Annotated in this window: 25 protein-coding genes and 1 other RNA gene; 19 read left to right on the top strand and 7 right to left on the bottom strand. The window is 61.8% G+C overall.

The genetic code is table 11. The features are described 5' to 3' along the window. Positions 1-46: 46 nt before the first annotated feature. Together ACQ4WP_RS08970 and ACQ4WP_RS08965 are read left to right on the top strand one after the other, a co-directional pair. Entirely contained in the window at positions 47-1,186 is a 1,140-nt protein-coding gene (locus ACQ4WP_RS08970; RefSeq protein WP_436519788.1) for a cytochrome P450 family protein, read from the top strand. Next, positions 1,183-1,530: an antibiotic biosynthesis monooxygenase family protein gene (locus ACQ4WP_RS08965; protein ID WP_436519786.1), complete on the top strand. Its 348-nt coding sequence runs from the start codon at positions 1,183-1,185 to the stop codon at positions 1,528-1,530. Before ACQ4WP_RS08970 ends, ACQ4WP_RS08965 begins: the two co-directional genes overlap by 4 nt. Positions 1,531-1,532: 2 nt before the next feature. Here ACQ4WP_RS08965 and ACQ4WP_RS08960 read toward each other — a convergent pair whose 3' ends face one another. Next, positions 1,533-1,997 (bottom strand): hypothetical protein, encoded by a 465-nt coding sequence (locus ACQ4WP_RS08960; protein WP_436519784.1) that lies wholly within the window; start codon positions 1,995-1,997, stop codon positions 1,533-1,535. Positions 1,998-2,175: 178 nt separating this feature from the next. On the opposite strand from ACQ4WP_RS08960, the gene ACQ4WP_RS08955 reads away from it, so the two are divergent. Continuing rightward, a complete protein-coding gene (locus tag ACQ4WP_RS08955) occupies positions 2,176-2,442 on the top strand; it encodes a hypothetical protein (RefSeq protein ID WP_436519782.1) in 267 nt (88 codons plus the stop codon). An 89-nt stretch (positions 2,443-2,531) separates the two neighbouring features. On the opposite strand, the gene rpoH is transcribed toward ACQ4WP_RS08955, so the two are convergent. The 5 genes from rpoH to ACQ4WP_RS08930 form a co-directional block, all read right to left on the bottom strand. Beyond that, complete coding sequence (gene rpoH, locus ACQ4WP_RS08950) at positions 2,532-3,425, bottom strand: RNA polymerase sigma factor RpoH (RefSeq protein WP_436520109.1); 894 nt, start codon at positions 3,423-3,425, stop codon at positions 2,532-2,534. 485 nt (positions 3,426-3,910) lie between these two features. Further along, positions 3,911-4,831, bottom strand: a complete 921-nt coding sequence (gene ftsX / locus ACQ4WP_RS08945; protein WP_436519780.1) for a permease-like cell division protein FtsX — start codon at positions 4,829-4,831, stop codon at positions 3,911-3,913. Further along, positions 4,828-5,565: a cell division ATP-binding protein FtsE gene (locus tag ACQ4WP_RS08940; protein ID WP_436519778.1), complete on the bottom strand. Its 738-nt coding sequence runs from the start codon at positions 5,563-5,565 to the stop codon at positions 4,828-4,830. The genes ftsX and ACQ4WP_RS08940 overlap by 4 nt, the downstream gene beginning before the upstream one ends. 8 nt (positions 5,566-5,573) lie before the next feature. Further along, complete coding sequence (gene ftsY, locus ACQ4WP_RS08935; protein ID WP_436519776.1) at positions 5,574-6,632, bottom strand: signal recognition particle-docking protein FtsY; 1,059 nt, start codon at positions 6,630-6,632, stop codon at positions 5,574-5,576. Positions 6,633-6,796: 164 nt separating this feature from the next. After that, entirely contained in the window at positions 6,797-7,747 is a 951-nt protein-coding gene (locus ACQ4WP_RS08930) for a MerR family transcriptional regulator (RefSeq protein WP_436519774.1), read from the bottom strand. Positions 7,748-7,938: 191 nt separating this feature from the next. Between ACQ4WP_RS08930 and ACQ4WP_RS08925 the strand changes: the two genes are divergently transcribed. From ACQ4WP_RS08925 to ACQ4WP_RS08885, 9 genes are all read left to right on the top strand, one after another. Continuing rightward, positions 7,939-9,249 carry an NAD(P)/FAD-dependent oxidoreductase gene (locus ACQ4WP_RS08925; protein WP_436519772.1) on the top strand — a complete coding sequence of 437 codons (1,311 nt, stop codon included), beginning with the start codon at positions 7,939-7,941 and terminating at the stop codon, positions 9,247-9,249. Then, complete coding sequence (locus tag ACQ4WP_RS08920) at positions 9,239-10,036, top strand: DUF1365 domain-containing protein (RefSeq protein ID WP_436519770.1); 798 nt, start codon at positions 9,239-9,241, stop codon at positions 10,034-10,036. The genes ACQ4WP_RS08925 and ACQ4WP_RS08920 overlap by 11 nt, the downstream gene beginning before the upstream one ends. 68 nt (positions 10,037-10,104) lie before the next feature. Next, a complete protein-coding gene (locus tag ACQ4WP_RS08915) occupies positions 10,105-11,274 on the top strand; it encodes a class I SAM-dependent methyltransferase (protein WP_436520107.1) in 1,170 nt (389 codons plus the stop codon). Positions 11,275-11,276: 2 nt separating this feature from the next. Beyond that, positions 11,277-11,825, top strand: a complete 549-nt coding sequence (locus ACQ4WP_RS08910) for a chalcone isomerase family protein (protein ID WP_436519768.1) — start codon at positions 11,277-11,279, stop codon at positions 11,823-11,825. Then, positions 11,822-13,123 carry an MFS transporter gene (locus ACQ4WP_RS08905; protein WP_436519766.1) on the top strand — a complete coding sequence of 434 codons (1,302 nt, stop codon included), beginning with the start codon at positions 11,822-11,824 and terminating at the stop codon, positions 13,121-13,123. Before ACQ4WP_RS08910 ends, ACQ4WP_RS08905 begins: the two co-directional genes overlap by 4 nt. Beyond that, the gene (locus tag ACQ4WP_RS08900; RefSeq protein WP_436519764.1) at positions 13,120-13,887 is read left to right on the top strand and encodes an SDR family NAD(P)-dependent oxidoreductase; all 768 of its coding nucleotides are present in this window, start codon (positions 13,120-13,122) and stop codon (positions 13,885-13,887) included. Before ACQ4WP_RS08905 ends, ACQ4WP_RS08900 begins: the two co-directional genes overlap by 4 nt. Then, a complete protein-coding gene (locus ACQ4WP_RS08895) occupies positions 13,884-14,339 on the top strand; it encodes a nuclear transport factor 2 family protein (protein WP_436519762.1) in 456 nt (151 codons plus the stop codon). Before ACQ4WP_RS08900 ends, ACQ4WP_RS08895 begins: the two co-directional genes overlap by 4 nt. Before the next feature lie 974 nt (positions 14,340-15,313). Beyond that, a complete protein-coding gene (locus ACQ4WP_RS08890) occupies positions 15,314-16,411 on the top strand; it encodes a porin (RefSeq protein ID WP_436519760.1) in 1,098 nt (365 codons plus the stop codon). 151 nt (positions 16,412-16,562) lie between these two features. Next, the gene (locus tag ACQ4WP_RS08885; RefSeq protein ID WP_436519758.1) at positions 16,563-17,105 is read left to right on the top strand and encodes a hypothetical protein; all 543 of its coding nucleotides are present in this window, start codon (positions 16,563-16,565) and stop codon (positions 17,103-17,105) included. Positions 17,106-17,177: 72 nt separating this feature from the next. On the opposite strand, the gene ACQ4WP_RS08880 is transcribed toward ACQ4WP_RS08885, so the two are convergent. Continuing rightward, positions 17,178-18,881, bottom strand: a complete 1,704-nt coding sequence (locus ACQ4WP_RS08880) for a thiamine pyrophosphate-binding protein (RefSeq protein ID WP_436519756.1) — start codon at positions 18,879-18,881, stop codon at positions 17,178-17,180. 215 nt (positions 18,882-19,096) lie between these two features. Between ACQ4WP_RS08880 and rnpB the strand changes: the two genes are divergently transcribed. The 7 genes from rnpB (at position 19,097) to ACQ4WP_RS08845 (ending at position 26,526) form a co-directional block, all read left to right on the top strand. Next, an RNA gene (rnpB, locus tag ACQ4WP_RS08875) (RNase P RNA component class A) lies at positions 19,097-19,458 on the top strand. Between the two features lie 661 nt (positions 19,459-20,119). After that, complete coding sequence (mraZ, locus tag ACQ4WP_RS08870; protein WP_436519754.1) at positions 20,120-20,548, top strand: division/cell wall cluster transcriptional repressor MraZ; 429 nt, start codon at positions 20,120-20,122, stop codon at positions 20,546-20,548. Between the two features lie 9 nt (positions 20,549-20,557). Then, positions 20,558-21,535, top strand: coding sequence for a 16S rRNA (cytosine(1402)-N(4))-methyltransferase RsmH (gene rsmH / locus ACQ4WP_RS08865; protein WP_436519752.1), 978 nt, complete (start codon positions 20,558-20,560; stop codon positions 21,533-21,535). Next, on the top strand, positions 21,532-21,801 hold the full coding sequence (gene ftsL, locus ACQ4WP_RS08860) for a cell division protein FtsL (protein WP_071325289.1): 270 nt from the start codon (positions 21,532-21,534) through the stop codon (positions 21,799-21,801). Before rsmH ends, ftsL begins: the two co-directional genes overlap by 4 nt. Beyond that, positions 21,801-23,579, top strand: coding sequence for a peptidoglycan D,D-transpeptidase FtsI family protein (locus ACQ4WP_RS08855; RefSeq protein ID WP_436506255.1), 1,779 nt, complete (start codon positions 21,801-21,803; stop codon positions 23,577-23,579). The genes ftsL and ACQ4WP_RS08855 overlap by 1 nt, the downstream gene beginning before the upstream one ends. 8 nt (positions 23,580-23,587) lie before the next feature. After that, positions 23,588-25,096, top strand: coding sequence for a UDP-N-acetylmuramoyl-L-alanyl-D-glutamate--2,6-diaminopimelate ligase (locus ACQ4WP_RS08850; protein WP_436519750.1), 1,509 nt, complete (start codon positions 23,588-23,590; stop codon positions 25,094-25,096). Next, positions 25,096-26,526, top strand: coding sequence for a UDP-N-acetylmuramoyl-tripeptide--D-alanyl-D-alanine ligase (locus ACQ4WP_RS08845; protein WP_436519748.1), 1,431 nt, complete (start codon positions 25,096-25,098; stop codon positions 26,524-26,526). Before ACQ4WP_RS08850 ends, ACQ4WP_RS08845 begins: the two co-directional genes overlap by 1 nt. Positions 26,527-26,528 lie beyond the last annotated feature (2 nt).

Below are 26,528 nucleotides of genomic sequence, written 5' to 3'. Positions count from 1 at the left end.
AAGGGGCAGCATACTCGTGTCCCCACCTCACTGCAATGGAATGCGCATGCCGCTCGACTATCCCACCGACCCTGTTCACCCGCTCGCTGCCGTCACTCACGCGGCGCCATATGACTACTATCGCCGCCTGGCGGATGGCCCGCCCTTGCGTTTCGATGCGTCACTCGACTGCTGGCTGGCGACGGGCATGGCCGGCGTGCAAGCCGTGCTGGCGCATCCCGCTTGCCGTGTGCGCCCACTGGGACTGGCCGTGCCGCACAATCTGGCGGGCACGCCGTGCGGCGCGATCTTTGCCGAACTGGTGCGCATGAATGAGGGCGAACGGCATGCCGTGCCGAAACAGGTGCTGGCGCACGCGCTGGGCCAGGTGGACCTGGCGCGCCTGCATGCGCGCAGCCTGCATCTGGCGCAAGAGCAGCTGCCCGGCAGCGCCGCTCGGCTGAACGATGCTATTTTCGAACTGCCCCTGTTTGCCATGGCGGACTTGCTGGGCTTTGCGCCAGCGCAATGGCCGGCGCTGGCCGCCTGGACGCGCGACTTTGTCGCCTGTTTGTCGCCGCTAAGCAATGGCGCGCAACTGGCTGGCGCACAGGTGGCAGCCGAGGCGCTATTGCAACGCTTCACGGCCTTGCTGCATGAGGAGGATGCGCTGCCCGGCAGTCTGTTGCACGACGTCGTGGCCGGGGCACTGCAGGCTGGCTGGCATGCATCAGGCGGCGTGGTGGCCAATCTGGTGGGCTTGCTGTCGCAGACTTGCGAGGCCACAGCCGGCTTGCTGGGCAATGCCGTCGTGGCCTTGCGTACCCAAGCGGATTTGTTGTCGCAACTGCGCGCAACGCCGCAGCGATGGCCTGCCATGCTGCGCGAAGTCAGCCGGCATGATCCCTCCATCCACAACACGCGCCGCTACACGGCGGAGGACGTGGCGTTCAATGGCGTGCGCGTGCCGGCCGGGCAGATGATCGTCGTGGTGCTGGCCAGCGCCGGCCATGATGCTGGCGGGCATGCGGCGCCGTGCTTTGGCCATGGCCGCCACGTCTGTCCGGGCCAGTCCATCGCGCACGCCATCGCCACGGCCTGCCTGCAAGCGTGGGGCGATGCGCTGGAACGCTTACCGCTGGCGTGGACTTATCTGCCGTCGCTGAACGCCCGCATCCCTGTCTTTAGCCCAGGAGAAATGACATGATCGCCGTGATTTTTGAAGTCTGGCCCAGCGCAGAAGGGCGCCAGGAGTATCTGGACCTGGCGGCGGCGCTACGGCCCTTGCTCGATGACATCGATGGCTTCATTTCCATCGAACGCTTCAGCAGTCTGAGCGAGCCGGGCAAAATGTTGTCGCTCTCGTTTTTCCGCGACGAGGCGGCGCTGGCGCAGTGGCGGCAACTGGAAGCGCACCGCGCGGCGCAATCGGCCGGCCGGCACGGCGTGTTTGACGATTACCGGCTGCGCATCGCCGGCGTGGTGCGCGATTACGGCATGCTTGAGCGGCAACAGGCGCCCGGCGACAGCCGCCAGCGCCACGATGCCTAGCGTTAGCGGGGCAGCGCGCCCTGCGTGATTTTCACCTTGATCCGGTAGGTGGGTTCGGCCGCGTTGAGGGCGGGCGGCGTGGCCGGGTCGACGTCGAGCAGGGTGAACGTCAGGTGGTTGACGGTGACGGAACTGGCGGCGCCCGGCATGGAGTCGGACAAGACGATGTCAGTTTCGTTCGCGGTGGCGCCCGCGGTGTTGAGCAATGTGAAACTGTAGCTGACGTAGCCTTTCCACACGCACACGGCGCCCTTGCGGCAGCGGCTGTCGTTGACACGCTCGAGTTTCAGGGTATCGGTGGCCGTGATGGCGACCTGTTCGCCCGGCGAGAGCACGTGGGTGACGCTGCGCGGCGTGTTTTCCGCGTCGCCGGCGCTGCCGGCCGCGCCGCAGCCCGCCAGCACGGCCAGGCAGGCGAAGAACAGGGGAAGGAGTACGGTACGATAAGAGCGGGTCAGAGAATGCATGTTTTTCCTTTCAGGTGGAGCGTCCCCGGCGTGCTTGTTCACGCGTGGGATAAAATGATAGTAGCAAAATGATATTTTTCCGGCGCACTGTTGGCGCGCCGTGGATGAATTGATGCGCCGGCCACGCGGCGCGCCGATTACTGCGTAAAATGGCTGTTTTGAAAATCAGGAAACAACCATGAAAAAAACTGCCCTGGCGAAAAGCGATGCCAAGAAACTGATGGGAAAGATGAATGTTCCCGGCGCCGGTGCATTCGGTAAGGAAGCGGTAGTCGTCGACCGCCGCGAGCAGCGCAAGCGCGATCAGGCCCTGGGCCTGGTGCCCTTCGCCGTCAAGCTGAACAGCGATCTGGTCTTGCAATTGCAGACCCTCGCCAAGGAGCGCGACGCGGATCTGAATGAATTGGTCGCCGAAATCCTGGTCAAGGGCTTGGCTGCAGCTTAATCGGCTGCCATGTTTATCTGTTGATAAACATCATTTGTAAAACTAAAAGGCGCCTTGCGGCGCCTTTTGCATTGCGGCTTTGCCTGCGACTACACATAAGCGGCCAGCGCGCCCTTCATTTTTTTCAGCGCCGCTACTTCGACCTGGCGGATGCGCTCGGCCGATACGCCGAACTCTTCTGCCAAAGCGTGCAGGGTGGCGCCGGAACCGTCGTCGTTGGCCAGCCAGCGTGCTTCGATGATGCGGCGCGAACGGGCGTCGAGCTTGCCCAGGGCCGTTTCCAGTCCTTCCGATTGCAGACGCGTCACTTGTTCCGCTTCCAGCACCTTGGTCGGCTCGTTTTGCTCCGACGACAGGTAGGCGATCGGCGAAAACTTGTCGTCTTCATCGTCGGTCGGCGATTCCAGGGCGATGTCGCGGCCGCTCAAGCGCGTTTCCATCTCGATCACTTCTTCGCGTTTCACGTCGAGCAGCTTGGCCAGCGCATCGATCTGCTTCGGTGTCATCGCATCCAGGCCCGTCTTGTGGCTGCGCAGATTGAAGAACAGCTTGCGCTGTGCCTTCGTCGTCGCGACCTTGACCAAGCGCCAGTTTTTCAGGATGTACTCATGCATCTCGGCTTTCACCCAGTGCATGGCGTACGACACCAGGCGCACGCCCTGGTCCGGATCGAAACGTTTCACGGCTTTCATCAAGCCGATATTGCCTTCCTGAATCAGGTCGGCGTGCGGCAAGCCATAGCCCAGGTAGCCGCGGGCAATCGAGACCACCAGGCGCAGGTGCGACAGCACCAGTTCTTGCGCGGCGGCCAGGTCATTTTTTTCACGCAGGCGTGTCGCCAGCGAAATTTCTTCGGCGTGGGTCAACATGGGCAGGCGGTTCACGGCCGAGATATAGGCATCGATATTGCCCAGATTGCCAGTGAACCCGAGGCCCAGCGCATTACTTTTGGTCGGAACCAATGCGGACGTTGCGGACATCATAGTCATGTTTTCTCCCTCGTAGTCTTGCTTTGTTCCAGTTGGCCATGTCACGCGACGTGGCCCGATTGTCTGTTCGGTTTTGCGTATTCGGTCTTGCACTTGCAGATCGCGGCTCCATCTATATCTGGCGCTCATGGCGGTTCTGCTGTTGGTATGTCCCTATATTAGCACTCTCTGCCTGAGAGTGCCAATCAGCACATTTAATCGTCCTGATAGCCTGAATACTATGGCGATTTACTAGTTGATATTTTATCTAAAACACGCGGCCAGGGCGCATGGGCACTGCAGTGTGCACCTGTTTGGTCGCGCCTGAAAGGGCTGCACGCCTCTTGACGACAACGTACATAGTCTACGGCCGCAAGCTGAAGCGAACCTTAAGAATACTTGCTAAATATCAAGATAACCACAGTATGCGGTGGATATTAAAAAACAAGGGGAGGGTGAGGCGCATGGCGGCGCCAGGAGCGCCGCCATGGAACGGATGGTCAGTTCAGGCGCGCCAGGTGGCGTTGCACGCAGAGGAAGGCGCCGATCAGGCCCAGGCCGGCGCTGAGAGCCAGCAAGCCAGCCATCGGCAGCGGCGCCAGTGGCACCAGCTGGAATTCGGACGCATACAGGCGGGCAAACTCGGCAATCGCGGTATTGAGTGGCTGCAAGGCCAGCGCCACGGCGCCCAGCGCCAGCGCACCGGCGCACAGGCCCAGCAGGGCGCCCGTGTAATAGAAGGGGCGGTGGATGAAGGTGTCGGTGGCGCCAATCAATTTCGAGATGCTGATTTCATCGCGCTGCTGCATCACTTGCAGGCGGATGGTGTTGAAGACCACGGCGATCACGGCCACGCCCAGGGTAATGGCCAGCAGCAACAGCACCAGGCGCAGCACGCCCAGCAGGGCCGCCAGGCGCTTGACCCAGGCCGAATCGACTTGCGCCGATTCCACGCCTGGCAGCTGGCGCAGCTGTTCCGCCACGGCATCGACATCCTGCGCCTCGCTGGCGCTGCTGAACGCATCGAGTTTCAGCACATAGCTGTCGGGCAGGGGATTGTCGCCCAGAGTGCTGAGCACGTCGGCCAGGCCGTTCTTGTTTTTCAGGGTGTCGAGCGCCTGTTCGCGCGGGATGAAGACGATCTTCGCCTTTTGCGCGCCGACGATCTTGCGCATGGCGCCCGCTAAGGCCACGGCTTGCTCGCGCGGCGTGTCGATCTTCAGGAAAACGCTGATTTCCGGGTCGACCGACATCTGTTCCGACATGGGGCGTACATTGTCGAGCATGGTCAAGCCGGCGAACGGCAGAGACAGGGCGATGGCGACGACGAGCACGTTCAATAGGAAGCCGCCTGGCGACTTGCGCAAATGAATCAGCGCCGAACCCAGCGCGAAGCGGTGTTGACGGAACCAGCCTCTCATGCCTGTTCTCCTGCGTCATCATCGGTGCCGGGGGCGAAATCGGGATCGGGCGGCGCGAAGACGGGCGCCTGCGTGGCCTTGTCGATGGCCACCAGCCGGCCGTTTTTCAGGTGGATCACGCGGGCGGCGGCGTCGAGCATCTGTTCGTCATGGCTGGAAATGAGGCAGGTCACGCCCACCGAGTGAAACGCTTTCAGGGCGTCGAGCACCTTGTTGGCGCTGGCGCGGTCCAGGTTGGCCGTCGGTTCGTCGGCCAGGATGATCTGCGGCCGGTTGACGATGGCGCGTGCGATGGAGACGCGCTGCTGTTCGCCACCCGACAGCGACAGGGGACGCGCCATGGCGCGGTCCAGCAGTCCCACCTTGTCGAGGGCGGCGCGCGCGCGCTGCTCGGCAGCAGCCTTGTGGGCGCCCACCACCAGCAGTGGCAGCATGACGTTGGCCAGGATGGAGCGGTCGTTGAGCAGTTTTTGCTGCTGGAAGATCAGGCCCATGTTACGGCGCAAAAAGGGCACGCCAGCCGGCTTGATCTTCGCCATGTCCTGGCCATTGACGATCAACTTGCCCGAACTGGGGCGTTCCATGGCGGCGATCATTTTCAGCAGGGTAGATTTACCGGCGCCGGACGGGCCGGCCAGAAAGACCAGCTCGCCTTTGGCAATGCTCAGCGAAATGTCGCTGAGCGCCACGGCGTCGGCGGAGTATTGCTTGGAGACGTGCTGAAATTCAATCATGTATAGGCTTATCCGAGCAGCGCTTCGACAAATTCGGCAGCCACGAAAGGCTGCAAGTCTTCAATTTTCTCACCGATGCCGATGAAATACACGGGCACGGGGCGTACGCGGGCAATCGCCGCCAGCACGCCGCCCTTGGCGGTACCGTCCAGCTTGGTGATCACCAGGCCGGTCAACTGCAGGGCATCGTCGAAGGCCTTGACTTGTGTCAAGGCGTTCTGGCCAGTATTGCCGTCGATGACGAGCAGGGTTTCATGCGGCGCGCCCTCCATGCCTTTGCCGATCACGCGCTTGATTTTCTTCAATTCTTCCATCAGGTGCAACTGTGTCGGCAAGCGGCCAGCCGTGTCGACCATCACCACGTCGATGCCACGCGCTTTCGCCGATTGCACCGAGTCGTAAGCCACGGCGGCCGGGTCGCCCGATTCCTGCGAGATGACGGTGACGTTGTTGCGCTCGCCCCAGACCATCAGCTGCTCGCGCGCGGCGGCGCGGAAGGTGTCGCCCGCGGCCAGCAGCACAGATTGATTGTTCGACTGCATGTGCTTGGCCAGCTTGCCGATGGTGGTGGTCTTGCCGGCGCCATTCACGCCGGAAATCATCATCACCAGCGGCTTGTGGCGGCCCAGTTCGAAGCGTTTTTCCAGCGGCGAGAGCAAGTCGATCAGCAGCACTTTCAGCGCGGCCTTGACGGCGGCGGCGTCGAGCAGCTTGTCTTCCTTGACCTTTTTCTTCAATTCCGTGAGCAGGAATTCCGTGGCGTCGATGCCCGCGTCGGACATCAGCAGCGCCGCTTCCAGCTCTTCGTACAGGGCGTCGTCGATTTTCGCGCCGACGAACAGCACGGATAAGGTATTCGAGGTTTTCGACAGGCCGGCCTTCAGGCGCGTCATCCACGATTTTTTCTCGGGTTCGGCGGCCACGATCACGGGCACGAGCTCGGCCGGCGCGCCGCTCAGGGGCGCAGCGGCAAGCTGCGGGGCAGGCGGCGTGGCGGCGGGAAGAACGAGGGGCTCGGCTGGCGCAGCCTCGGGAACGATGGGTTTTTTCTTGAAGAAACTAAACATGGATGTGTGGTGGCGGGTGCTGACCTAAGGCCCGGCGGCGCCGGACACTGTGTTACGGGCTATTCTACCAGAGCGGGCCCGGCCCTTCATGCTTTACTGTTCGATTGGCAACATTGCGCGGCTATCCACGGAGATCGCCGCAGTTGCCGCGCTTTCCAGCCGGTTCAGTGGGTTTGCAGGGCGTGCGCCTGATGGCGGCGGCGCCAGTCGGCGATGCTTTCCTCGACTTGCCGCAAGTCCAGCACCTGCAGGAAGGGCGGCGGGTGCTTGGTCAGCACGGGACTGCGTCCGCCAGCCCACAATTCCATGCTTGGCGGCAAGCTTGCATGCAACTGCTGCAGGCTGTCGCGCGTCTGTCGTTGCTTGCTGGAACTGGAAAACGATAGCGCCACGATGTCGGCCCGCTGCGCGCGGGCGGCCGCGACGATATCGGTCAACGGCGTTTCCACTCCCAGCGACATGCAATGGGCGCCGGCCGCCGCGCACAGCGCCTCGGCCATCAGCAGCCCCAGGCCATGACGCTCCTGCGGCAAGGTACTGAGGACGATGCGCGGCGTACGCGCGGACGGGCTGCTTGCTTGCGGCAGGGAAAAAATCGCGTGGCGCATCACCGTCTGCAAGGTTTCGCTATATAGATGTTCTTCATACACGGCCAGTTCGCCGCAAGCCCACGCTTCGCCCACCATGCCCGTCAGGGGAGCGATGACGTCGATGGTGAAGGCTTTCAATCCCAGCACGGCCAGCGCCTGGCGCAGGGCTTCGCCCAGTTCCGCCATCTGGTGGCCGCGGCACAGGGCCAGGTAATGCGCCAGTTGCGGTTGCGGCAAGGGCTGCGCCGTGCTGCCGGCGTTGGCCAACTGCTGCAGTTGCAAGGTGCTGTGCTGCATGATTTTACCCGGGCGAAATCCGAGGTCCAGCAGGCGCTTGACCATGCGCAATTTTTGCACTTGCTCGGCCGGGTAGCTGCGCTCGCCAAAGGCATCGCGCTGGGGCTGGGGAAAGGCGTAGCGGCGTTCCCAGACACGCAAGGTTTCCTTGGCCAGCCCGGTGTCGCGCTCGACATCGCTGATGCTGAAGGCGGAAGGGGATTGCAGCGGTTGCAAATCAGTATCCATACAGGGGCTTGCTCGCATGCCAAAAGAACGTGGATGCATTTTACGCCTTCCGCCGTTCCATACCAAATAGCTGAATCCGATTGAAAATTGCCTGCGTATAAGTTTGTGAGCGGCTCGCACCCTCATTGACATGAATCAATATTTAATTGATTATTGATTCTGTCCTGGACAAACTTGATACGGATACTGTTATGAAAATCGCCGTTGTCGGAGCGGGAATTGCCGGTTTGTCATGTGCCTATCGCCTGGCGCAGGCGGGCCAGGACGTTACCTTGTACGAGGCGGGCGACTATTTTGGCGGCCATAGCCATACGGTGGATGTCACGCTCGATGGCGTCACGCATGGCGTCGACACGGGTTTTCTCGTGTTTAACCGCGCCACGTATCCGCACCTGGTGCAGCTGTTTCAGGAGCTGGGCGTGGAGGCGGCCGACAGCGATATGTCGTTTTCCGTGAAAATGCCCTTGGGCACCACGCCCGATGCCCGCGTGCTGGAGTGGGCGGGTGCCAATCTGGACACCGTATTTGCCCAGCGCAGCAATTTGCTGCGCCCCGCCTTTTTGCGCATGCTGCGCGACATCCTGCGTTTCAACCGGCAAGCTAGCGCCCTGGCCACGGCCAGCTTGCCGGCGCCGGCCATGTCGCTGGGCGAGTTTCTCGACCTGCACGGCTATGGCGACGAGTTCCGTCACTGGTATCTGTTGCCGATGGCGGCCTGCATCTGGTCGTGCCCGGCGCGCCAGATGCTGGCCTTTCCGTTGGCCACGTTTATTCGTTTCTGCCACAACCATGGCTTGCTGCAAGTCAGTGACCGGCCGCAATGGCGCACGGTACGGGGCGGCTCGCGTGTTTACGTGGAAAAATTGCTGGCGGGAATTGCGCAGCAGCGCCTGGCGTGCCCCGTGCTGGCCGTGCGCCGCCAGCCGCACGGCGGCGCGCGCATGGTCGAGCTGCACACGGCCGCCGGCGTCGAGCATGTCGATCACGTGGTGCTCGCTTGTCACAGCGACCAGTCGCTGGCCCTGCTGGCGGATCTCCGCGACGACGAGCGCTCCGTGCTCGAAGCCGTGCGCTACCAGCCCAACCGCGCCGTGCTGCATACGGACGCGTCTTGCCTGCCGCAGCGCCGCCGTGCCTGGTCGGCCTGGAATTACCAGGGCCGGCCGGCCGCGCACGGCGAGGCGCCGCAAGTATGCGTGCATTATTTACTGAACCAGTTGCAGCCGCTGCCGTTCAGCACGCCCGTCATCGTCTCGCTCAATCCGCTCGACGAGCCCGATCCGGCGTCCATCATCGACGAATTTTCGTATGCCCATCCCGTGTTCGATGGCGCGGCCATTGCCGCCCAGGCACGTCTGGTCGGCTTCCAGGGCGCGCAGCACACGTGGTTTGCGGGGGCCTGGACGGGCTATGGGTTTCATGAAGACGGCTTGAAGTCGGGCCTGGCCGTGGCAGAAGCGCTGAACGGCATGGCGTCGGCGGAGCTCGGCCATGCCGCGTGATTTCTCGCCGCCCGTGCCGCACCAGCCCCAGCTGTGCCTGGGACGGGTGCGCCATGCGCGGCTGCGCCCGCGTCCGCATGCTTTTAGTTATGGCATGTTCTATCTGCGCCTGCCCTTGCGCAGCCTGGGCGTGCAGGATTTTTCCGCCCGCTTGATTTCGCGCAACGGCGCCAATGTGCTGGCCTTCCGCGACAGCGACCATGGCGATGGCACAACCCCGTTGCTGGAGTGGATCGATGGCTTGCTGCGCCAGCATGGCGTGCCGGACGCGGGCGGCGAAATCTGGCTGCAAAGCATGCCGCGCATGTTTGGCTATGTCTTCAATCCCGTCAGTTTCTGGTTTTGCCATCGCCCGGATGGCGCGCTGCGCGCCGTGGTCTGCGATGTGCGCAATACCTTCGGCGAGCGCCATCTGTACTTGCTCGAGCAGGGCGGCGCCATCGCGTATGGCAGCGAGTTGGTCGCCAAGAAGATTTTCCATGTGTCGCCGTTTTGCAAGGTGGAAGGACAGTACCGTTTCCGTTTCCTGCGCAACAGCGACCAGGGCGGCGAGCGCCACCTGGCCCGGGTCGATTACGACGACCTCGACGGTCCGATTCTGGAAACGAGCTTGTCCGGCACGGGACAGCCGCTACGCGATGGCGCCATCGCCTGGGCCTTGCTGCGCTACCCCCTGATGACGTTTGGCGTAATGGCGCGCATCCATTGGCAAGCCTTGCGCCTGTGGTTGCGCCGCGTGCCGTTTTTCAGCAAACCCCTTCCCCCACAAGAAAAGGTGTCCCGATGAGCTCCGATTCCCTGCCGACCGGCCTGCATGCGCGCAGCAGTGTATGCCTCGACCACATGCACCTGGACATGCCCGCCACCGCGCGCATGATTGTGCGCCTGCTGGACAAATTGCAATATGGCGCCTTGCGCTTGCGCACGCCCGATGGCCGTATCTTGCTGTACGGCGACGGCAGCCACCCCGTCACCCTGGACTTGCACAACTGGCGCTTGTGTGCGGCTGTGCTGCGCTCGGGCGACATCGGCTTTGCCGAAACGTTTATCGCGGGCGACTGGCGCACCGACAATTTGCCGGGCTTGATCGAATTGATGGTACGCAACCGCGCGCAGATCGAGTCTCTGATCTACGGCAACTGGTGGGGCAACCTGCTGTACAAAGTCAGGCATTTGCTCAACCGCAATTCACGCGCCGGCAGCAAGAAAAATATCCATGCCCATTACGACATCGGCAACGCCTTTTATCAGCTGTGGCTGGACCCGTCGATGACGTATTCGAGCGCACTGTTCAGTGTAGGCGCCAGCCTGGAAGAGGCGCAAGCGGCGAAATACGCGCGCATCGCCGGCCAGCTGCATCTGCAGCCGCAGCTGGGCCAGCGCGTGCTGGAAATCGGCTGCGGCTGGGGCGGCTTTGCAGAAACGGCGGCGCGTGACTACGGCGCCCACGTGACGGGTTTAACCTTGTCGACCGAACAACTGGCGTATGCGCGCCAGCGCCTGCAGGACGCGGGGCTGGCGTCGCAGGCCGATTTGCAACTGTGCGACTACCGCGACAGCCGCGGCCAGTACGACGCCATCGCCTCGATCGAGATGTTCGAAGCCGTGGGGCAAAGCTACTGGCCCGGCTATTTCGAGTGCGTGGCGCGCAACCTGAAGCCAGGTGGACGGGCCTGCATCCAGACCATCGTCATCGCCGATGCCTTGTTCGAGCGCTACAGCAAGAGCACGGATTTCATCCAGCAATACATTTTCCCGGGCGGCATGCTGCCATCGCCAGCCGAGTTTCGTCGCGCCGCCGAGGCGCAGGGCTTGCGCGTGGTGGATGCCTTCAGCTTTGGCCTCGACTATGCAGAAACCCTGCGCCAGTGGCGCGCCAGCTTCCTGGCCCAGCGCACGGCGCTGGAAAAACAGGGTTTCGACGGCCGCTTCCTGCTGACCTGGGAGTTTTACCTGGCCTATTGCGAGGCCGCTTTCCAGGCGCACAACACGGATGTGATGCAATTTACCCTGATCAAGGACTGACCATGCGCCGCTTGCTTGCCGCTGTTGTGCTGTCGTTGAGCATGTCCGGCGCCGTGGCCGCGCCGCCTGCCTTTATCGCCGCCGACGTGCCCGAAGCGCGCCTGGCGGGGGAAGGCGAATACACGTGGTTCGGCATGCGTATTTATCGCGCGCAACTGTGGGTGGGCACGCAGGGCTACCAGGGTGCGGCGTCGGCAACGGCGCCTTTTGTGCTGGAATTGCGCTACGCGCGCGCACTCGACGGCAAGAAGATCGCCGGGGCCAGCTATGAACAGATGCAGAAGATAGGCGCGGGCACCGAGGCGCAGCGCCTGGCGTGGCTGGCCACCATGCAGCGTATCTTTCCTGACGTCAAGGAAGACCAGCGCATCGCGGGCGCCTACCGGGCCGGCATCGCACCCGGCGTGCGCTTTTATCTCGATGGCAAGATGCTGGCTGACGTGAGCGATGGCGACTTTGCGCGCGCCTTCTTTGCCATCTGGCTGTCGCCCGAGTCGATGGCGCCGAAGCTGCGCGGCGCGCTGTTGCAGCATGCGGCGCCGCTGCCATGACTGCCGGGGCTAGCGCTTTGAGCTTGCCGGCCTTGTTCAGTTATGGCCTGTTCGGCTTGCCGTTGGCCATGCTGGCGCTGCCTATCTATATATATGTTGCGCCGTTTTATGCGCAGCGCAGCAGTCTTGATCTGGCGCAGATCGGCGCCGTACTGCTGGCGGCCCGCATCGCCGCCGCCTTCATCGACCCGGCCCTGGGCGCCTGGATGGCGCGCGGCGGGCGCAGCTATGCCGTATATATCGGTGCCGCGCTACCGTTGTTGCTGCTGGGCTTTGGCGCCCTGTTTCATCCGCCATCGCTGTCGCATGGGGCCACCCTGGCCTGGTTCCTGGCCGCCTTGCTGCTCGTGTATGGCGCCTATGGCCTGGCCGGCATCGCGCACCAGAGCTGGGGCGCGGCCCTGAGCCAGGCGCGTGCGCAGCGGGCGCGAGTGGCGGCCGTGCGCGAAGGCTGCGGCTTGCTCGGCGTGATCCTGGCGGCGGGGCTGACTTCCGTGCTTGGCTATGACGGCTTGTCGCTGGCCTTTGCCGCCTGCCTGCTGGCCACAGGCGCGCTGCTGCTGGCGCGCGCACCGCGGCCTGCCTTGCGCAGTGCCGGGGACGTGGTCGCCGGCGGTGGCTGGAAAGTCCCTTTGCGCCAGCGCGCGTTCCGCTGGCTATTCGCCGTCCTGCTCGTCAATGGCGTGGCCGCCGCCATCCCTGCCACCCTGTTCCTGTTCTTTGCCGGCGATTATCTGCGCCTGGGGCATTACGCCGGACCCTTCCTGATCGTGTATTTTTGCGCGGCAGCCGCTTCGATGCCCTTGTGGGTGGCCCTGGCGCGCCGCTTTGGCGAGGCGCGCGCCTGGGGCGGCGCCATGCTGCTGGCCGCCAGCGTGTTTGTCTGGGCCTATGGACTGGGCGCAGGCGCCGCCTGGGGCTTTGCCAGCATCTGCCTGCTGTCGGGCCTGGCGCTGGGCGCCGACCTGGCCTTGCCGCCGGCCCTGCTGGCGGGGCTGATCGGCGCGACGGGGCATGCCGGCCGGCACGAAGCGGCGTATTTTGGCTGGTGGAACTGGGGTGTGCAAATGAGCCTGGCGCTGGCGGCCGGCATCGCCTTGCCCCTGCTGGCCTGGCTTGGCTATGTGCCGGGCAGCAGCAAAGGCTTGCCTGCCCTGTCGGCGGCCTACGCCTTGCTGCCCTGCGCCTTGAAGCTGCTGGCGGCGTTGCTGCTGTGGCGCGCGCCCTTGCAACATATATATAGCAATAGTGGGTTCAGCACCGATGGCGCCACCCCATGTCAACAGGCGGCCTCATGAATCGCAAGATTACCAGTTGGGCCGGCAAGCGCGTGTGGATTATCGGCGCTTCCAGCGGCATCGGTGCCGCATGCGCCACCTTGCTGCTGGAGCAGGGCGCCAGCGTGGCCTTGTCATCCCGCCATCGCGCCAGCCTTGAGCAACTGTGCGAGGGGCAGCCGCTGGCGCAGGCATGGCCGCTCGATATCACCCAGCCCGTGCAGATGCGGGCCGTCTGCGCGGACTTGCAGCAGCAGTGGACGCATATCGACCTGATACTGGTAGTCGCTGGCGGCTATCAGGCCATGCGCGCCGATAGTTTCGACCTGGAAGCGGCGCAGGGCTTGCTGGCCCTGAATGTGGGCGGCGTCTTCAATTGCCTGGAGCAGGCCTTGCCGTGGCTGTTGCGCCAGGGCTGCGGCGGCATCGGCATCGTCGCCTCGGTGGCCGGCTATGGCGGCTTGCCGAAAGCGCTCGCGTACGGCACCAGCAAGGCCGCGCTGATCAACCTGACGGAGTCGCTGTACCTGGATTTGCATGGCCGCGGGATTGATGTGTATCAAATCAATCCCGGTTTTGTCGACACACCCCTGACGGCGGACAATGATTTCAAGATGCCTGCCCTGATGACGGCGCACGACGCGGCCGCCGCCATGCTCGACGGCATCGAGCGGGGCCAGTTTCACATCCACTTTCCCAAACGGTTCACGAATACCCTGCGCCTGGCGCGGCTGTTGCCGTACCGGGCCTATTTTTGGCTGATCCGCAAGGTGACGGGCCTATGAACGCAAGCATGCAGGATGCGGGGCAGACGCAAGGCGCGCTGGCGCGCCTGGTGGCGTTTTACGAGCATCTGAGCATCGAGAGCCTGGCCCAGCTGGGCGCCGTGTACGCGCCGGACGCCCATTTCAAGGACCCGTTCAATGAGGTGGTGGGGCAGGCCGCCATCCTGGCCATCTTCGAGCACATGTTCGTGCAAGTCGATGCGCCGAGGTTTGTCGTGCTGGAAAGCCTCGGGCAGGGGGCGCAAGCCTTCCTGACGTGGGAGTTTCGTTTCCGCATGAAACGCCTGGTATCTGGCGAACAATGTATTCGTGGCGCAACACATGTGCGCTTCGATACGCAGGGGCGGGTGGTCTTGCACCGCGATTATTGGGATGCGGCGGAAGAATTGTATGAAAAACTGCCGCTGCTCGGTGGTTTCATGCGCCTGCTCCGGCGCGCAAGCCAGCGCTAAGCTTGTTTTTTGATGCTTCTCAGCAAAAAATCAAAAAAAGAAAAAGTAAATTGTGTGAAATTGAGCAGTGAAAAACTTGATTTCGATCAATATGTCGTTTTTTTGACACATATTTGTCAAAATATTGAGAAGGCAACATTGTAAGAAATTGTTTCAACTGATGCGCAATTTGCAAGCAAGAGTCGTCCTCATCCGTTGCTATCGGGTCGCTGGCGCATGCATGGCAAAACATGGAAAACATTTCTATGTGAGCAATTTAAATTACCGGAAAGTCAGTAATTTCATTATCACTCTGGCTATTTTTTGGATGCGTATACCGACGTGCGAATTTGCGCCTACGCCCCTGAATAATGCGGCAACGCACCAAAACAGGGCGCATTATTTCCCATTTTTGGGTATCCGGCAGCAAACATTGGCGATGCCGTGTATGCTTCGTTCCGTTTATCCATTATCACCTGACAAATTGTGCGCTTTGTCGCGTAAGTCTTGGAGGGCAAATGATGGGTAAAGCATGTTGACGTTTTAATCATGCGCCTGATACTGTTGCACTTATACAACGGGTGCCAGCAAGCCATGCGTTATGATGGAATGGTCAATCAGGCCAATGCATTGGTTGGCAAGGGGCACTGGCTCTGTCGCGTAGTACGGTTGGCGATGGTCGGGATGCCTGTAAAAGCACCTGGCCTGGTACCGGAAGTAACATGTTGGAACTTGATGGAATGTGAAACGGTCGTTATAGTGCCGATTCCGGTGCCCTCTGAGCACCGAACCGGCGCACGAATGACGGTCGTTATGCAGCCTTCAAGCTTATCGGTGCAATAGCGTGCCGATACCGATATGAATGTTCCCCTGACCGGAACAGCAATGTGGCAGGTGGAGACCTTGCCCTCACTCATAAAAAGCGCTCTGCTAGAGCGCAGCTCGAGATGCATAGGCTGTATTACTTTTTGCTTCAAAAATTAAAGGAAATCGCAATGAAAAAAACTCTGATCACCCTGGCAGTCCTGGCAGCAGCCACTGGCGTAGCCCAAGCTCAATCGAGCGTTGTTATCTACGGTACCGTTGACGCTGGTTTCGTCAGCGAGCGCGGCGGCAAAGCCGGCACCGTCAACAAAATCGATAGCGGCGTTGCTTCGGCTTCGCGTATCGGCTTCAAAGGCACCGAAGATCTGGGCAGCGGCCTGTCGGCACTGTTCGTTCTGGAATCGGGTTTCAAAGTTGATACCGGTTCGCAAGAAGGTGAAGCGCTGTTTGGTCGTCAAGCCTACGTTGGCCTGAGCAGCAAAACGGCTGGTACTGTAACCCTGGGTCGTCAATACACCCCTTGGTACAACACCCTGTCGAAAGTTGCTGATCCATTCGCAGCTGGCTACGCTGGTTCCGCCAAGAACTTGTTCCCAGCGAACACCACCCGTACCAGCAACACCGTGCTGTACACCTCGCCAAACTTCAGTGGTTTCGATGCTGACGTCGCTTACAGCGCCGCCAACAACGGCCAAGAGAGCCTGGTATCGAGCAAAATCGGTCGCCAAATGGGCGCATCGGTTGGCTACGCTAACGGTCCTTTGAACGCACGTGTTGCTTACAACACCACGTCCAACGACCAAGTTGGCATCGCTGGTTCGGTTGTTTCGCCAGGTAGCGCACGCAACTGGCTGGCAGCTGCTAACTACGACTTCGCAGTAGCGAAAGCGTATGTTGCATACGGCGTCAACAAAGGCGACAACAGCTCGACCCGTAACAACGCCAACGCTGGTAACTTGTTCAACATCGCATCGACCGGTGGTCTGACCAACGACAGCACCACCGCCCTGATCGGCGCAACCGTACCAGTTGGTCCAGCCGGCACCGTGATGGCTTCGATCATCCACGTCAACGACAAAAACAGCTCGAACGCCGATGCGAACCAGTTCGCAGTGGGCTACTCGTACGCTCTGTCGAAGCGCACCAGCACCTACGCTTCGTACGCCAAGATCTCGAACAAAAACAACGCTGGTTACACCGTTGGTAACAACAGCAATGTTGGTTCGGGCGACCAAGCGTTCAACGTTGGTGTTCGTCACTCGTTCTAATATTCGCGCAAGCGAAGCTTAGTACCGCTGCCAGCATCCCTTCGGGGATGTTGATAAGCAAGAAAACGCGTCTCCAGGCTAGTCCTGGCGGCGCGTTTTTGCATGGGCGGCGCCAGTTATAATGGCGCCGTTACTCAAGTAAAGGAATGTCATGTATTCATACACCTCGCCGCGCCTGCCTATTCTGCTGGCCGCGTTGTTATTCGCCAGCGTCACGGGTGCCGCTTTCGCCGCCGTCAAGGGCAAGAAGCCGGCCGGACTGGAGCGCTACGGCGTGGCCGTCTATTCGGATCTGTGCCTGCAAAAGGATAGCGGCGAAATCGGCGGCCAGCGCGTGACCCTGCACCGCTTTGCCGAGGCCGATTCCGTCATCTATGAATTTACGGCTGGCGCGCTGAGCTGGCCTATCGTGGCCAACGACGTCAACCTGGACGCCGCGACGGGCGCCTTCGACTTCACCATCGCCGGCGCCGATAGCGAAGAACGCACCATCGTCGGCAAGTTTTCCAGGGATGGACAGACCCTGACCCTGGAAGGCGATTACTGCGGCGGCAACGTGCGCATGCCCATGAAACTGAGCCGCGTGCGCGATTTTGGCCGTCCCCTGAAAAATTGCACGCCATGCCCGCCGGTGCCGGAAGCGCCCGCCGAGGCAGTGCCTGCCGAGGAAAACGCGCCAGTGCCTGCTGCCTGAGCGATTGCCGCTGTCAAAAAGGAAAGGCCCGGTATCGACCGGGCCTTTGTTATTTCTTGCCTTGCAAGCGGCTTATTTTCCCGCCTGCGCCTTTTCCGCCGTGGCGCGGATGGTGGCCAGGGTGGCGTTCGGCGTGATCAGGTTGCCGTCGTAGCGCAGCTCGATCAGGGCCGGCAAGTTGTGCGCCTTGGCGTGCGCCAGCGCCCGCTGCAGGGCAGGGACGAACTCTTCTGTCGTATTCACCACTTCGCCATGCGCGCCATACGCTTGCGCCAGCGCCGCAAAATCCGGGTTGTGCAGGGTCGTGCCCGAGACGCGGCCCGGGTAATCGCGTTCCTGGTGCATTCGGATGGTGCCAAACATCTGGTTGTTGAAGACGATAATGACCACGCCCGCCTGGTATTGCACGGCGGTGGCCAGTTCCTGGCCATTCATCATGTATTCGCCATCGCCGGCAAAGGTGATCACGGTGCGCTCCGGATGCACGATCTTGGCCGCCACGCCGGACGGCACGCCATAGCCCATGGCGCCGTTGGTTGGCGCCAGCTGCGTGCGCATGCCGCCGTAGCGGTAGAAGCGGTGCGCCCACGAGGCGTAATTGCCGGCGCCGTTCGTCAGGATGGTGTCTGGGGGCGCCTGCGCCATGATCTCCTGTGTCACTTGCCACAGATCCAGCGGTGCCTGGCCATCCTGGAAGATGGGTGGGCGCTGCTGGTAGGCGGCCAGCTCGGCCTTGGCTTCGGCCGGCGTATGTTTCCATGCGGAAGCGTCGACGGGGTCCATGGTGGCCAGCATGGCGCAGACTTGCGGCATGCCGCTGTTGATCATCAGCTCGGCCTGGTAAACGCTGCCCAGTTCCTCGGCATCCGTATGGATGTGCACCAGGCGCTGGCGTGGTACGGGCGAGTCGAACAGGGTGTAGCCGCCCGTCGTCATTTCGCCCAGGCGCGGGCCGATGGCGATGACCAGGTCGGCATTTTTCACGCGCGCGGCCAGTTTCGGGTTGATGCCGATGCCGACGTCGCCGATGTAGTTCGGGTGTGCATTGTCGAGCAAGTCCTGGAAGCGGAAGGCGCAGGCGACGGGCAAGTAGTTGCTTTCCGCGAACTGTTGCAGATCGGCGCACGCCTGCGGCGTCCAGGTGGTGCCGCCCAGCAACACCAGCGGCTGTTTTGCGGCGGCCAGCATGCTGCGCAGCTGCTGCAGCTGGGCGTTTGATGGCGCCGCCTGCACGGGCTGGTAGGCGCGCGTGTCGGCGACAGTCGCCATGGAAATGAGCATGTCTTCCGGCAGGGCCAGCACGACAGGGCCGGGGCGGCCGCTAGTGGCGACCTGGAAGGCGCGCGCCAGGTATTCGGGGATGCGCTCGGCGCGGTCGATCTGCGCCACCCACTTGGCCATCTGGCCGTACATGCGGCGGTAGTCGATTTCCTGGAACGCTTCGCGGTCGACGAAATCATTGCCCACCTGGCCGATGAACAGGATCATCGGCGTGGAATCCTGGTAAGCCGTGTGCACGCCGATCGAGGCATTGGTGGCGCCCGGTCCGCGCGTGACGAAGCAGATACCTGGCTTGCCCGTCAGCTTGCCGTAGGCTTCGGCCATGAAGGCGGCGCCGCCTTCCTGACGGTTGATGATGAAGCGGATGCCCGAATCGTGCAGGGCGTCGAGCACGTCCAGGTAGCTTTCGCCAGGCACGCCAAAGGCGGTGTCGACACCATGGATCTGCAGGGCATCGACCAGGATCTGGCCGCCGGTACGGGATTGTTGCGTCATGTTCGGCTCTTTATATTCTAGTGGGGTGGCAAAGAAGTGGGGCAAGCGGTGCGCATGCGCTTGCATGCAAGCAGCTTGCCTCATTCTATGTGAGCCGATTTGGCCCGGCTTTTGAAATGGCGACACAGAATTACACAATCCCCCGGGCCGGGGGCGACGAGGGGCGTGCACAGGCCTTTTGCAGAAACATGCTGCGGCGCGGTACAATGGCGGGTGAAGCAGGCCAGACAGTCGCTGGCCGGCGCAGCAATGCGCTGGCGGGAGGAAGGTCCGGACTCCATAGAGCGGGGTGACGGTTAACGGCCGTCCGCTGAAAGCCGACCTGGCGTACTTGTATGCCGGGGGAGTATAAGGCGAGGAATAGGGCCACAGAGACGAGCGTATTAAGTTACGGTGAAACGCGGTAACCTCCACCTGGTGCAATTTCAAATAGGCACGCGATGATGCTGCTCGCGGAGCGTGCGGGTAGAAAGCTTGAGCGCCCGAGTAATCTGGCGCCTAGAGGAATGACTGTCATAGCGCCAACCTGCAAGGGAAGGTGCCGTAACAAAATCCGGCCTACCGGCCTGCTTCACTTGAATTCTGCTCCCTGGCTTGCCGGGGGAGCGTATCGGCCGCAGCGATTTGCCTGCTGCGCGCCACCAAAAAGCCCCCGCAACGGGGCTTTTTTTGTTTCTAAAAGTATAGCAGTTAAGATAAAGTTGTATATACAACTAAAAGTGAACAATTGGTTAAAGTTTCCTTGTCTTAATTAATTGCTGCATTGCAAAAATAATTTTCCCGCGACAGGCCAGCCCCGGAAAACAGGGCCGATACGCGCCATGGACGAATTTTTTTTGCCGTAAGCCTAGTCTTTTGCGGCGACTGATTGTTGTTGTGCCTGGATGACGAAACTATTGTCATGTGTCAACTAACTGTAAAAAATTCAATTTTTTGATTTCGTTTTTTTCGATGTTTACGGTAGGAAAACACATGTGTGCAGATGAGGTAGCACATTCACTATCTTTCATAAGTATCTAATTTATCGATATATTTTTATTTGAGACTCCTTCAACGATATGCGCTAAGTCCTTAATTTCATTAATAAAATTCCTGTTTTGCCAATCGGAAACCGCTTGACCACTATCTTTGCTTCCTCTAAAGTGGGCAACTGTGTGAAAAAGTGTGTTTTTGTGGGAAATTTTCCCTTTCCATCGTGATGCACAAGCGTCGCAACTCAAGCTCAAAAAAGGTCTTCCGTGTTTCAAGGCGCGTCCGCAATCAATCTCGATGCCAAAGGCAGGATGTCTATCCCTGCCAAGCACCGTGACGCGCTGGCGATTCAATGCGAAGGCCGTTTGACCCTGACCAAACACCCCGATGGCTGCCTGCTGTTTTTCCCCCGTCCCGTGTGGGAAAGCCACCGCCAGCAAATCGCCGCCTGGCCCATGTCGGCGCGCGCCTGGCAGCGCATCTTCCTCGGCAACGCCGTTGACGTCGAGCTGGACTCGGCCGGCCGCGTGCTGATCTCGCCCGAATTGCGCAACGCCGTGGGGCTGTCGCGCGAAGTCATGATGATCGGCATGGGCAGTCACTTTGAAATATGGGATGCCGGCAAGTTGGCCGACAAAGAACAGCAGGCGATCGATGCCGGCACCCCCGATGTACTTTCCAATTTTTCTTTCTAAGGCTCCGTAATGACACAACTCACGGTGCCGGAATTTCAGCATCGCACGGTGCTGCTCGATGAAGCGGTCGATGCGCTCGACCTGTCGGGCGACCGCGCGCACGGCATTTATGTCGATGGCACGTTTGGCCGCGGCGGGCATAGCCGATTGATCCTGTCGCGCCTGGCTGCCGATGCGCGCCTGATCGGCTTCGACAAGGATTTGCAAGCCATCGCCACGGCCGAACAGATCGGCGACCCCCGCTTTGACATCGTTCACGACAGCTTTGCCACCATGACGGCCAGCCTGGCCGCGCGCGGCGTGCAACAGGTGGACGGCATCCTGCTCGACCTGGGCATCTCGTCGCCGCAGGTCGATGATGCTGCGCGCGGTTTCAGCTTCCGCAACGACGGACCGCTGGACATGCGCATGGATACCACGCGCGGCATCTCCGCAGCCGAATGGCTGGCGGTGGAAACCGAGCAGAATTTAGAGAAAGTGATACGCGATTATGGGGAAGAACGGTTTGCTTTTCAGATTGCAAAGGCGATTGTTGCTGGCCGGGCAGTCCAGCCAATTTCAAGCACACGACAGCTTGCCAGCATCGTGGCAGGCGCCGTCAAGACCCGCGAGAAGGGTAAGGACCCCGCTACCCGCACCTTTCAGGCCATACGCATTTTCATTAACAAAGAGCTCGAGGATCTCGAGATCGGTCTGAATCAGGCGTATGCCTGCCTGGCACCTGGCGCGCGCATGGCCGTGATCAGTTTTCATTCGCTGGAAGACCGCATGGTCAAGCGCTTCTTCGCCTCGAAGGCAAACGTGGAGCAGCCTGACCGCCGCCTGCCGATCCGCGCGGTGGACTTGCCGCAGCCGGAAATGAAGCTGATTTTGAAGATGAAGCCGTCCGACGCCGAGATCGAGGGGAATCCCCGTTCGCGTTCGGCCGTGATGCGCGTGGCGCAGCGTCTGCCGTTGCTTGCCCCTGCAAATGGCGGCGCCCGATGACTGGCAAGCTCAGTGTCGTGCTGTCGGCCCTGCTGGTGTGCTGCGGCCTGTCGCTGGTGAACGCGCAGTACCAGGCGCGCCACCTGCTGATCGACCTGGAACGCGCGCAAGCGCTGTCGCGCCAGCTCGATATCGACTGGGCGCAGCTGCAACTGGACCAGTCTACCCTGGGCAAGCACGAACGCATCGAATCGATTGCACGGCGCGATCTGAGCATGACGCCGCTGACGGCGGCGCGTACGCAATACCTGACGGAGGGTGAATAATGAAGTTGGGCGGTAACAGCAACGGCCGGGTGGCTGCATCGAAAGGCGTGCCATTCTCGAAGAACCCCGTACTGGCAGTGCGTCTGCCCGTCTGGCGTTCGCGCGTCGTGCTGTTCCTGCTGTTCTTCGCTTTCGCCGGCCTGGGCGCGCGCGCCCTGTGGCTACAGGGCGTGTCGACGCAGTTTTTGCAAAAGCAGGGCAAGGCGCGCTACGAGCGCACGCTGGAGCTGCCGGCCACGCGCGGCAAGATCACCGACCGCAACGGCCAGGTGCTGGCCTCTTCCGTGCCCGTGAAAGCCATTTGGGCCATTCCCGACGACGTGCTGCAAGCGTCGCCTGAGAAAATCAACGCGCTGGCCGGCCTGCTGGAAATGAATGTCAACGAATTGCGCAAGAAGCTCGATTCGGACCGCAGCTTTGTTTACTTGAAACGTCAGGTCGAGATGGACGTGGCTGACAAAATCTCCAAGCTGGGCATCGACGGCATCGACGAGCGCAAGGAATACAAGCGCTTTTATCCGCAGGGCGAAGTGATGACCCACGTGGTGGGCTTTACCAACGTGGAAGACGTGGGCCAGGAAAGCATGGAACTGGCGCAGCAGAAAACCCTCGTCGGCACCACCGGCAGTCGCCGCGTGATCAAGGACCGCCTGGGACATATCGTCGAAGACATCGGCTTCATCCACGAACCGCATGACGGCAAGGACCTGACCCTGTCCGTCGACAGCAAGATCCAGTACATCGCCTTCACGCAATTGAAGGAAGCGGTGGAAAAGTTCAACGCCAAGGCTGGCGGCGCCGTTGTGCTCGACGTGCACACGGGCGAAGTGCTGGCCCTGGCCAATTACCCCAGCTACGACCCGAACGACCGCCGCAAGCTCACGGGACAGCAGCTGCGTAACCGCGTCATGACTGATACGTTTGAACCCGGTTCGACCCTGAAACCGATCACGGTCTCGCTGGCGCTCGACACGGGCCGCGTCAAGCCGACTACCCTGATCGATACGGGGCCGGGCCGCTACACCATCGCCGACCGGACGATTACCGACACCAAGCCGCACGGCGTGATCAATGTCTCCGAGATTATCGAAATGTCGTCGAACATCGGCACTTCGAAAATCGCGCTGGGCATGCCGTCGCAGGAAATGTGGGAAATGTTTACCAAGGTGGGCTTCGGCCAGCAGCCGAAATGGGGCTTCCCCGGTGCTGTGGCCGGCCGCGTGCGTCCGTACAAATCGTGGCGCCCGGTGGAACAGGCGACCATGAGCTACGGTAACGGCATTTCCGTCTCGCTGATCCAGCTGGCGCGCTCCTACATGATGTTCGCGCGCGATGGCGACACGATTCCCCTGTCATTCCAGAAGGTCAATGAGCTGCCCGTGGGCCAGCAAGTGATCAAGCCGAAGACGGCCGCCGAAATGCGCGCCATGCTCGAACTTGTGGTCTCCGGCGCGCACGGCTCGGCCAAGCGCGCCCAGGTCGCCGGCTACCGCGTCGGCGGCAAGACGGGTACCGCCTACAAAGTGGAAAACGGCCGTTACGCGATGCCGCGCAAATACATCGGCTCTTTCGTGGGCATGGTGCCGATGTCGGCGCCGCGCTTCATCATTGCCGTGATGATCGATGAACCGACTGGCGCTGCCCACTATGGCGGCCAGGTTGCCGCTCCCGCTTTCGCGGCGATTGCGACCAACGCGCTGCGCGCGATGAACGTACCGCCCGATTCCTCCGTTACCGAAATCGTGGTCCCGGCCAATGCCGGCCCGGAGGCCATGTGAAGTCACTCATGACCATACAAGACATCAGTTTGTGGATCAAAGCGGCTGCCCCGTCCGGGCAGCTGACGTCCGATTCGCGCCGCGTGCAGCGCGGCGACGTGTTTTTTGCCTACGCGGGCGCCACCCAATTCATCGACACCGCCATCCTGCAGGGCGCCGCCGCCATCGTGCATGATGCCGTTGAGTGGAACGCCGCATGGAATGTGCCGCATCTGCTGGTCAGCGACCTGAAACGCCTGGCAGGCCCTGTCGCCCACGCCTTTTACGGCATGCCCGATAGCGCCATGTTCAGCGCTGGCGTGACGGGCACGAATGGCAAGACATCCTGCGCGTTGTGGCTGGCGCAGGCACTGGCGCGCCTCGGTGAAACCTCGTCCGTCATCGGTACGCTGGGCGTGGGCCTGTGCAAGCCGCGCGGCGAGATCGACTTCGACGTCACCGGCTACACCACGCCCGACGCGGTGCTGCTGGCGCGTAAACTCGCCGCCATGCGCGACGCTGGCGCCAAGGCTGTTGCCATCGAAGTGTCGTCGATTGGCCTGGACCAGGAGCGCGCGGCCGGCATGCATTTTGATGTTGCCATGTTTACCAACCTGACGCGCGACCATCTTGATTACCACGGCGACATGGCCACCTACGAGGCGGCCAAAGTCAAGCTGTTCGACTGGCCTGGCCTGAAAACGGCTGTCATCAACCTGGACGACGCCATGGGCCTGCGTCTGGCGGCGCACGTTGACGGCAAGCTGGCAGGCGAGTATCCGGTCATCGGCTATACCTTGCAGGATGCGGCCAGCCAGCCCGATTTGCCGGGCGTGCTGATGCTGCGCGCCAGCCAGTTTCGCAGCCGCAATGCCGGTACCGACTTCCACCTGGAATGCGCGCTGGGCGTGGCGCTGGTCAAGACGCAGCTGGTTGGCCACTTCAATATCAGCAATGCGTTGGCCGTGCTGGGCGCCTTGCTGGCGCATGGCACCGGCCTGCGCGCCGCCATTGACGGCATCGAATCCCTGCAGCCGGCTCCCGGCCGCATGCAGCAGGTGGGTGGACAGGAAGCGCCGATGGTCGTCATCGATTACGCGCATACGCCGGACGCGCTGGAAAAAACCCTGGCAGCCTTGCGCCAGGTGGCGCAGGAACGGGGTGGCCAGCTGTGGTGCGTGTTTGGCTGCGGCGGCGACCGCGATCCGGGCAAGCGTCCGCAGATGGGCGCCATCGCGCAGCTGGCCGATCACGTGCTGGTCACCAGTGACAATCCGCGCAGCGAAGACCCACACGCCATCATCGCGCAGATCGTCGCCGGCATGCGTGCAGACGGCCCGCAGCCGCAGGCCATCGAAGACCGTGCCGCAGCCATCCTGTCGGCCATCAAGCACGCGGCCAAGCCGGACGTGATCCTGCTGGCGGGCAAGGGCCATGAGCCGTACCAGGAAATCAAGGGCAAGAAACTGCCGTTCTCCGATGCCGACCATGCGCAGCTGGCCCTGTCCGCGCGCCTGACCATGATGAGGACGAATTGATGCGCGCGACCCTGACAGAACTGATGCCATCGCTGGACGGCGCGCAACTGACGGGCGACGCCGTTTTTGACGGCGTCTCCACCGACAGCCGCAGCGCCCAAGCCGGCTCGCTGTTCGTCGCCCTGCGTGGTGAGAGTTTCGACGCCCACGATTTCCTCGACCAGGTGGCTGCACGCGGCGTTGCCGCCGTGGTGGTCGAGCGCCTGCCCGAAGGCTGGGACAGCGGCAAGGTGCCAGCCATCGTGGTGGCTGATACCCTGGTTGCGCTGGGCCGCATCGCCCATCACTGGCGCGGCCGTTTCAGTCTGCCCGTCATCGGCGTCACCGGCAGCAACGGCAAGACCACCGTCAAGGAGATGATTTCATCCATCCTGGCGGCGGCCTTTGGCGAAGAAGCCCGCCTGGCCACGCGCGGCAACCTGAATAATGAAATCGGCGTGCCATTGACCCTGTTCCGCCTGAGCGCCGGGCACAAGGCGGCCGTCATCGAGATGGGCATGAACCATCCTGGCGAAATCGCCCGCCTGGCGGCAATCGCCGCGCCGACCCTGGCGATGGTCAACAACGCGCAGCGCGAACACCAGGAATTCATGCACACGGTGGTAGCGGTGGCGCGCGAAAACGGCGCCGCGCTGGCAGCCCTGGCGCATGACGGCGTGGCCGTCTTCCCGCATGGCGATGAATTCACATCCCTGTGGCGCGAGCTGGCCGGCGCGCGCGCCGTCATCACCTTCGGCCTGTCAAAGGACGCCGATGTGAGCTGCACGCACCGCGTGGCCGAGGATTTTGGCAGCGACATGTTCGTCAGCGTGCGCGCACAGGACGGCAGCTTGCGCCAGTTCTTCGTCGGCCTGCAGGCAGCGGGCGACCATAATGTGCGCAATGCGCTGGCGGCCGTGGCGTGCGCCGTTGGCGCGGGTATCGCCATCGAACATATCAAGCAGGGCCTGGAGGCGTTCGCGCCAGTGAACGGCCGCCTGCAGAAAAAACGTGCCGCCAACGGCGCCACCATCATCGACGACACGTATAACGCCAATCCGGATTCGGCGCGCGCGGCCATCGATGTGCTGGCGCAGGCCGCGGCACCGCGCATCCTGGTGCTGGGCGAGATGGGCGAAGTCGGCACGCAGGGGCAGCAGTTCCACGAAGAGATCGGCGCCTACGCCGCCGCCAAAGGCATCGAACACGTGCTGGCGACGGGCGGCCTGGCGCGCCATCTGGTGAATCCGGCGCAGGCGGCCGCAAGCCAGGAATCGGGCACGCTCGTGGAGTATTTCGAACAGTTCGACGGCTTGCTGGCGGCGCTCGATGCGCATTTGTCCGGCCGTTCGGATGCAACAGTATTGATCAAGGGCTCCCGCTTCATGAAAATGGAACGGGCCGTGCAGCATTTGATTGGTTCAAACAACAATAACAAGGAAACTCACTAATC

The sequence above is a fragment of the Janthinobacterium lyxosi genome (assembly GCF_051380665.1).
Taxonomy (GTDB): Bacteria; Pseudomonadota; Gammaproteobacteria; order Burkholderiales; family Burkholderiaceae_D; genus Janthinobacterium.
This window is presented reverse-complemented; position numbering and strand designations above follow the sequence as displayed.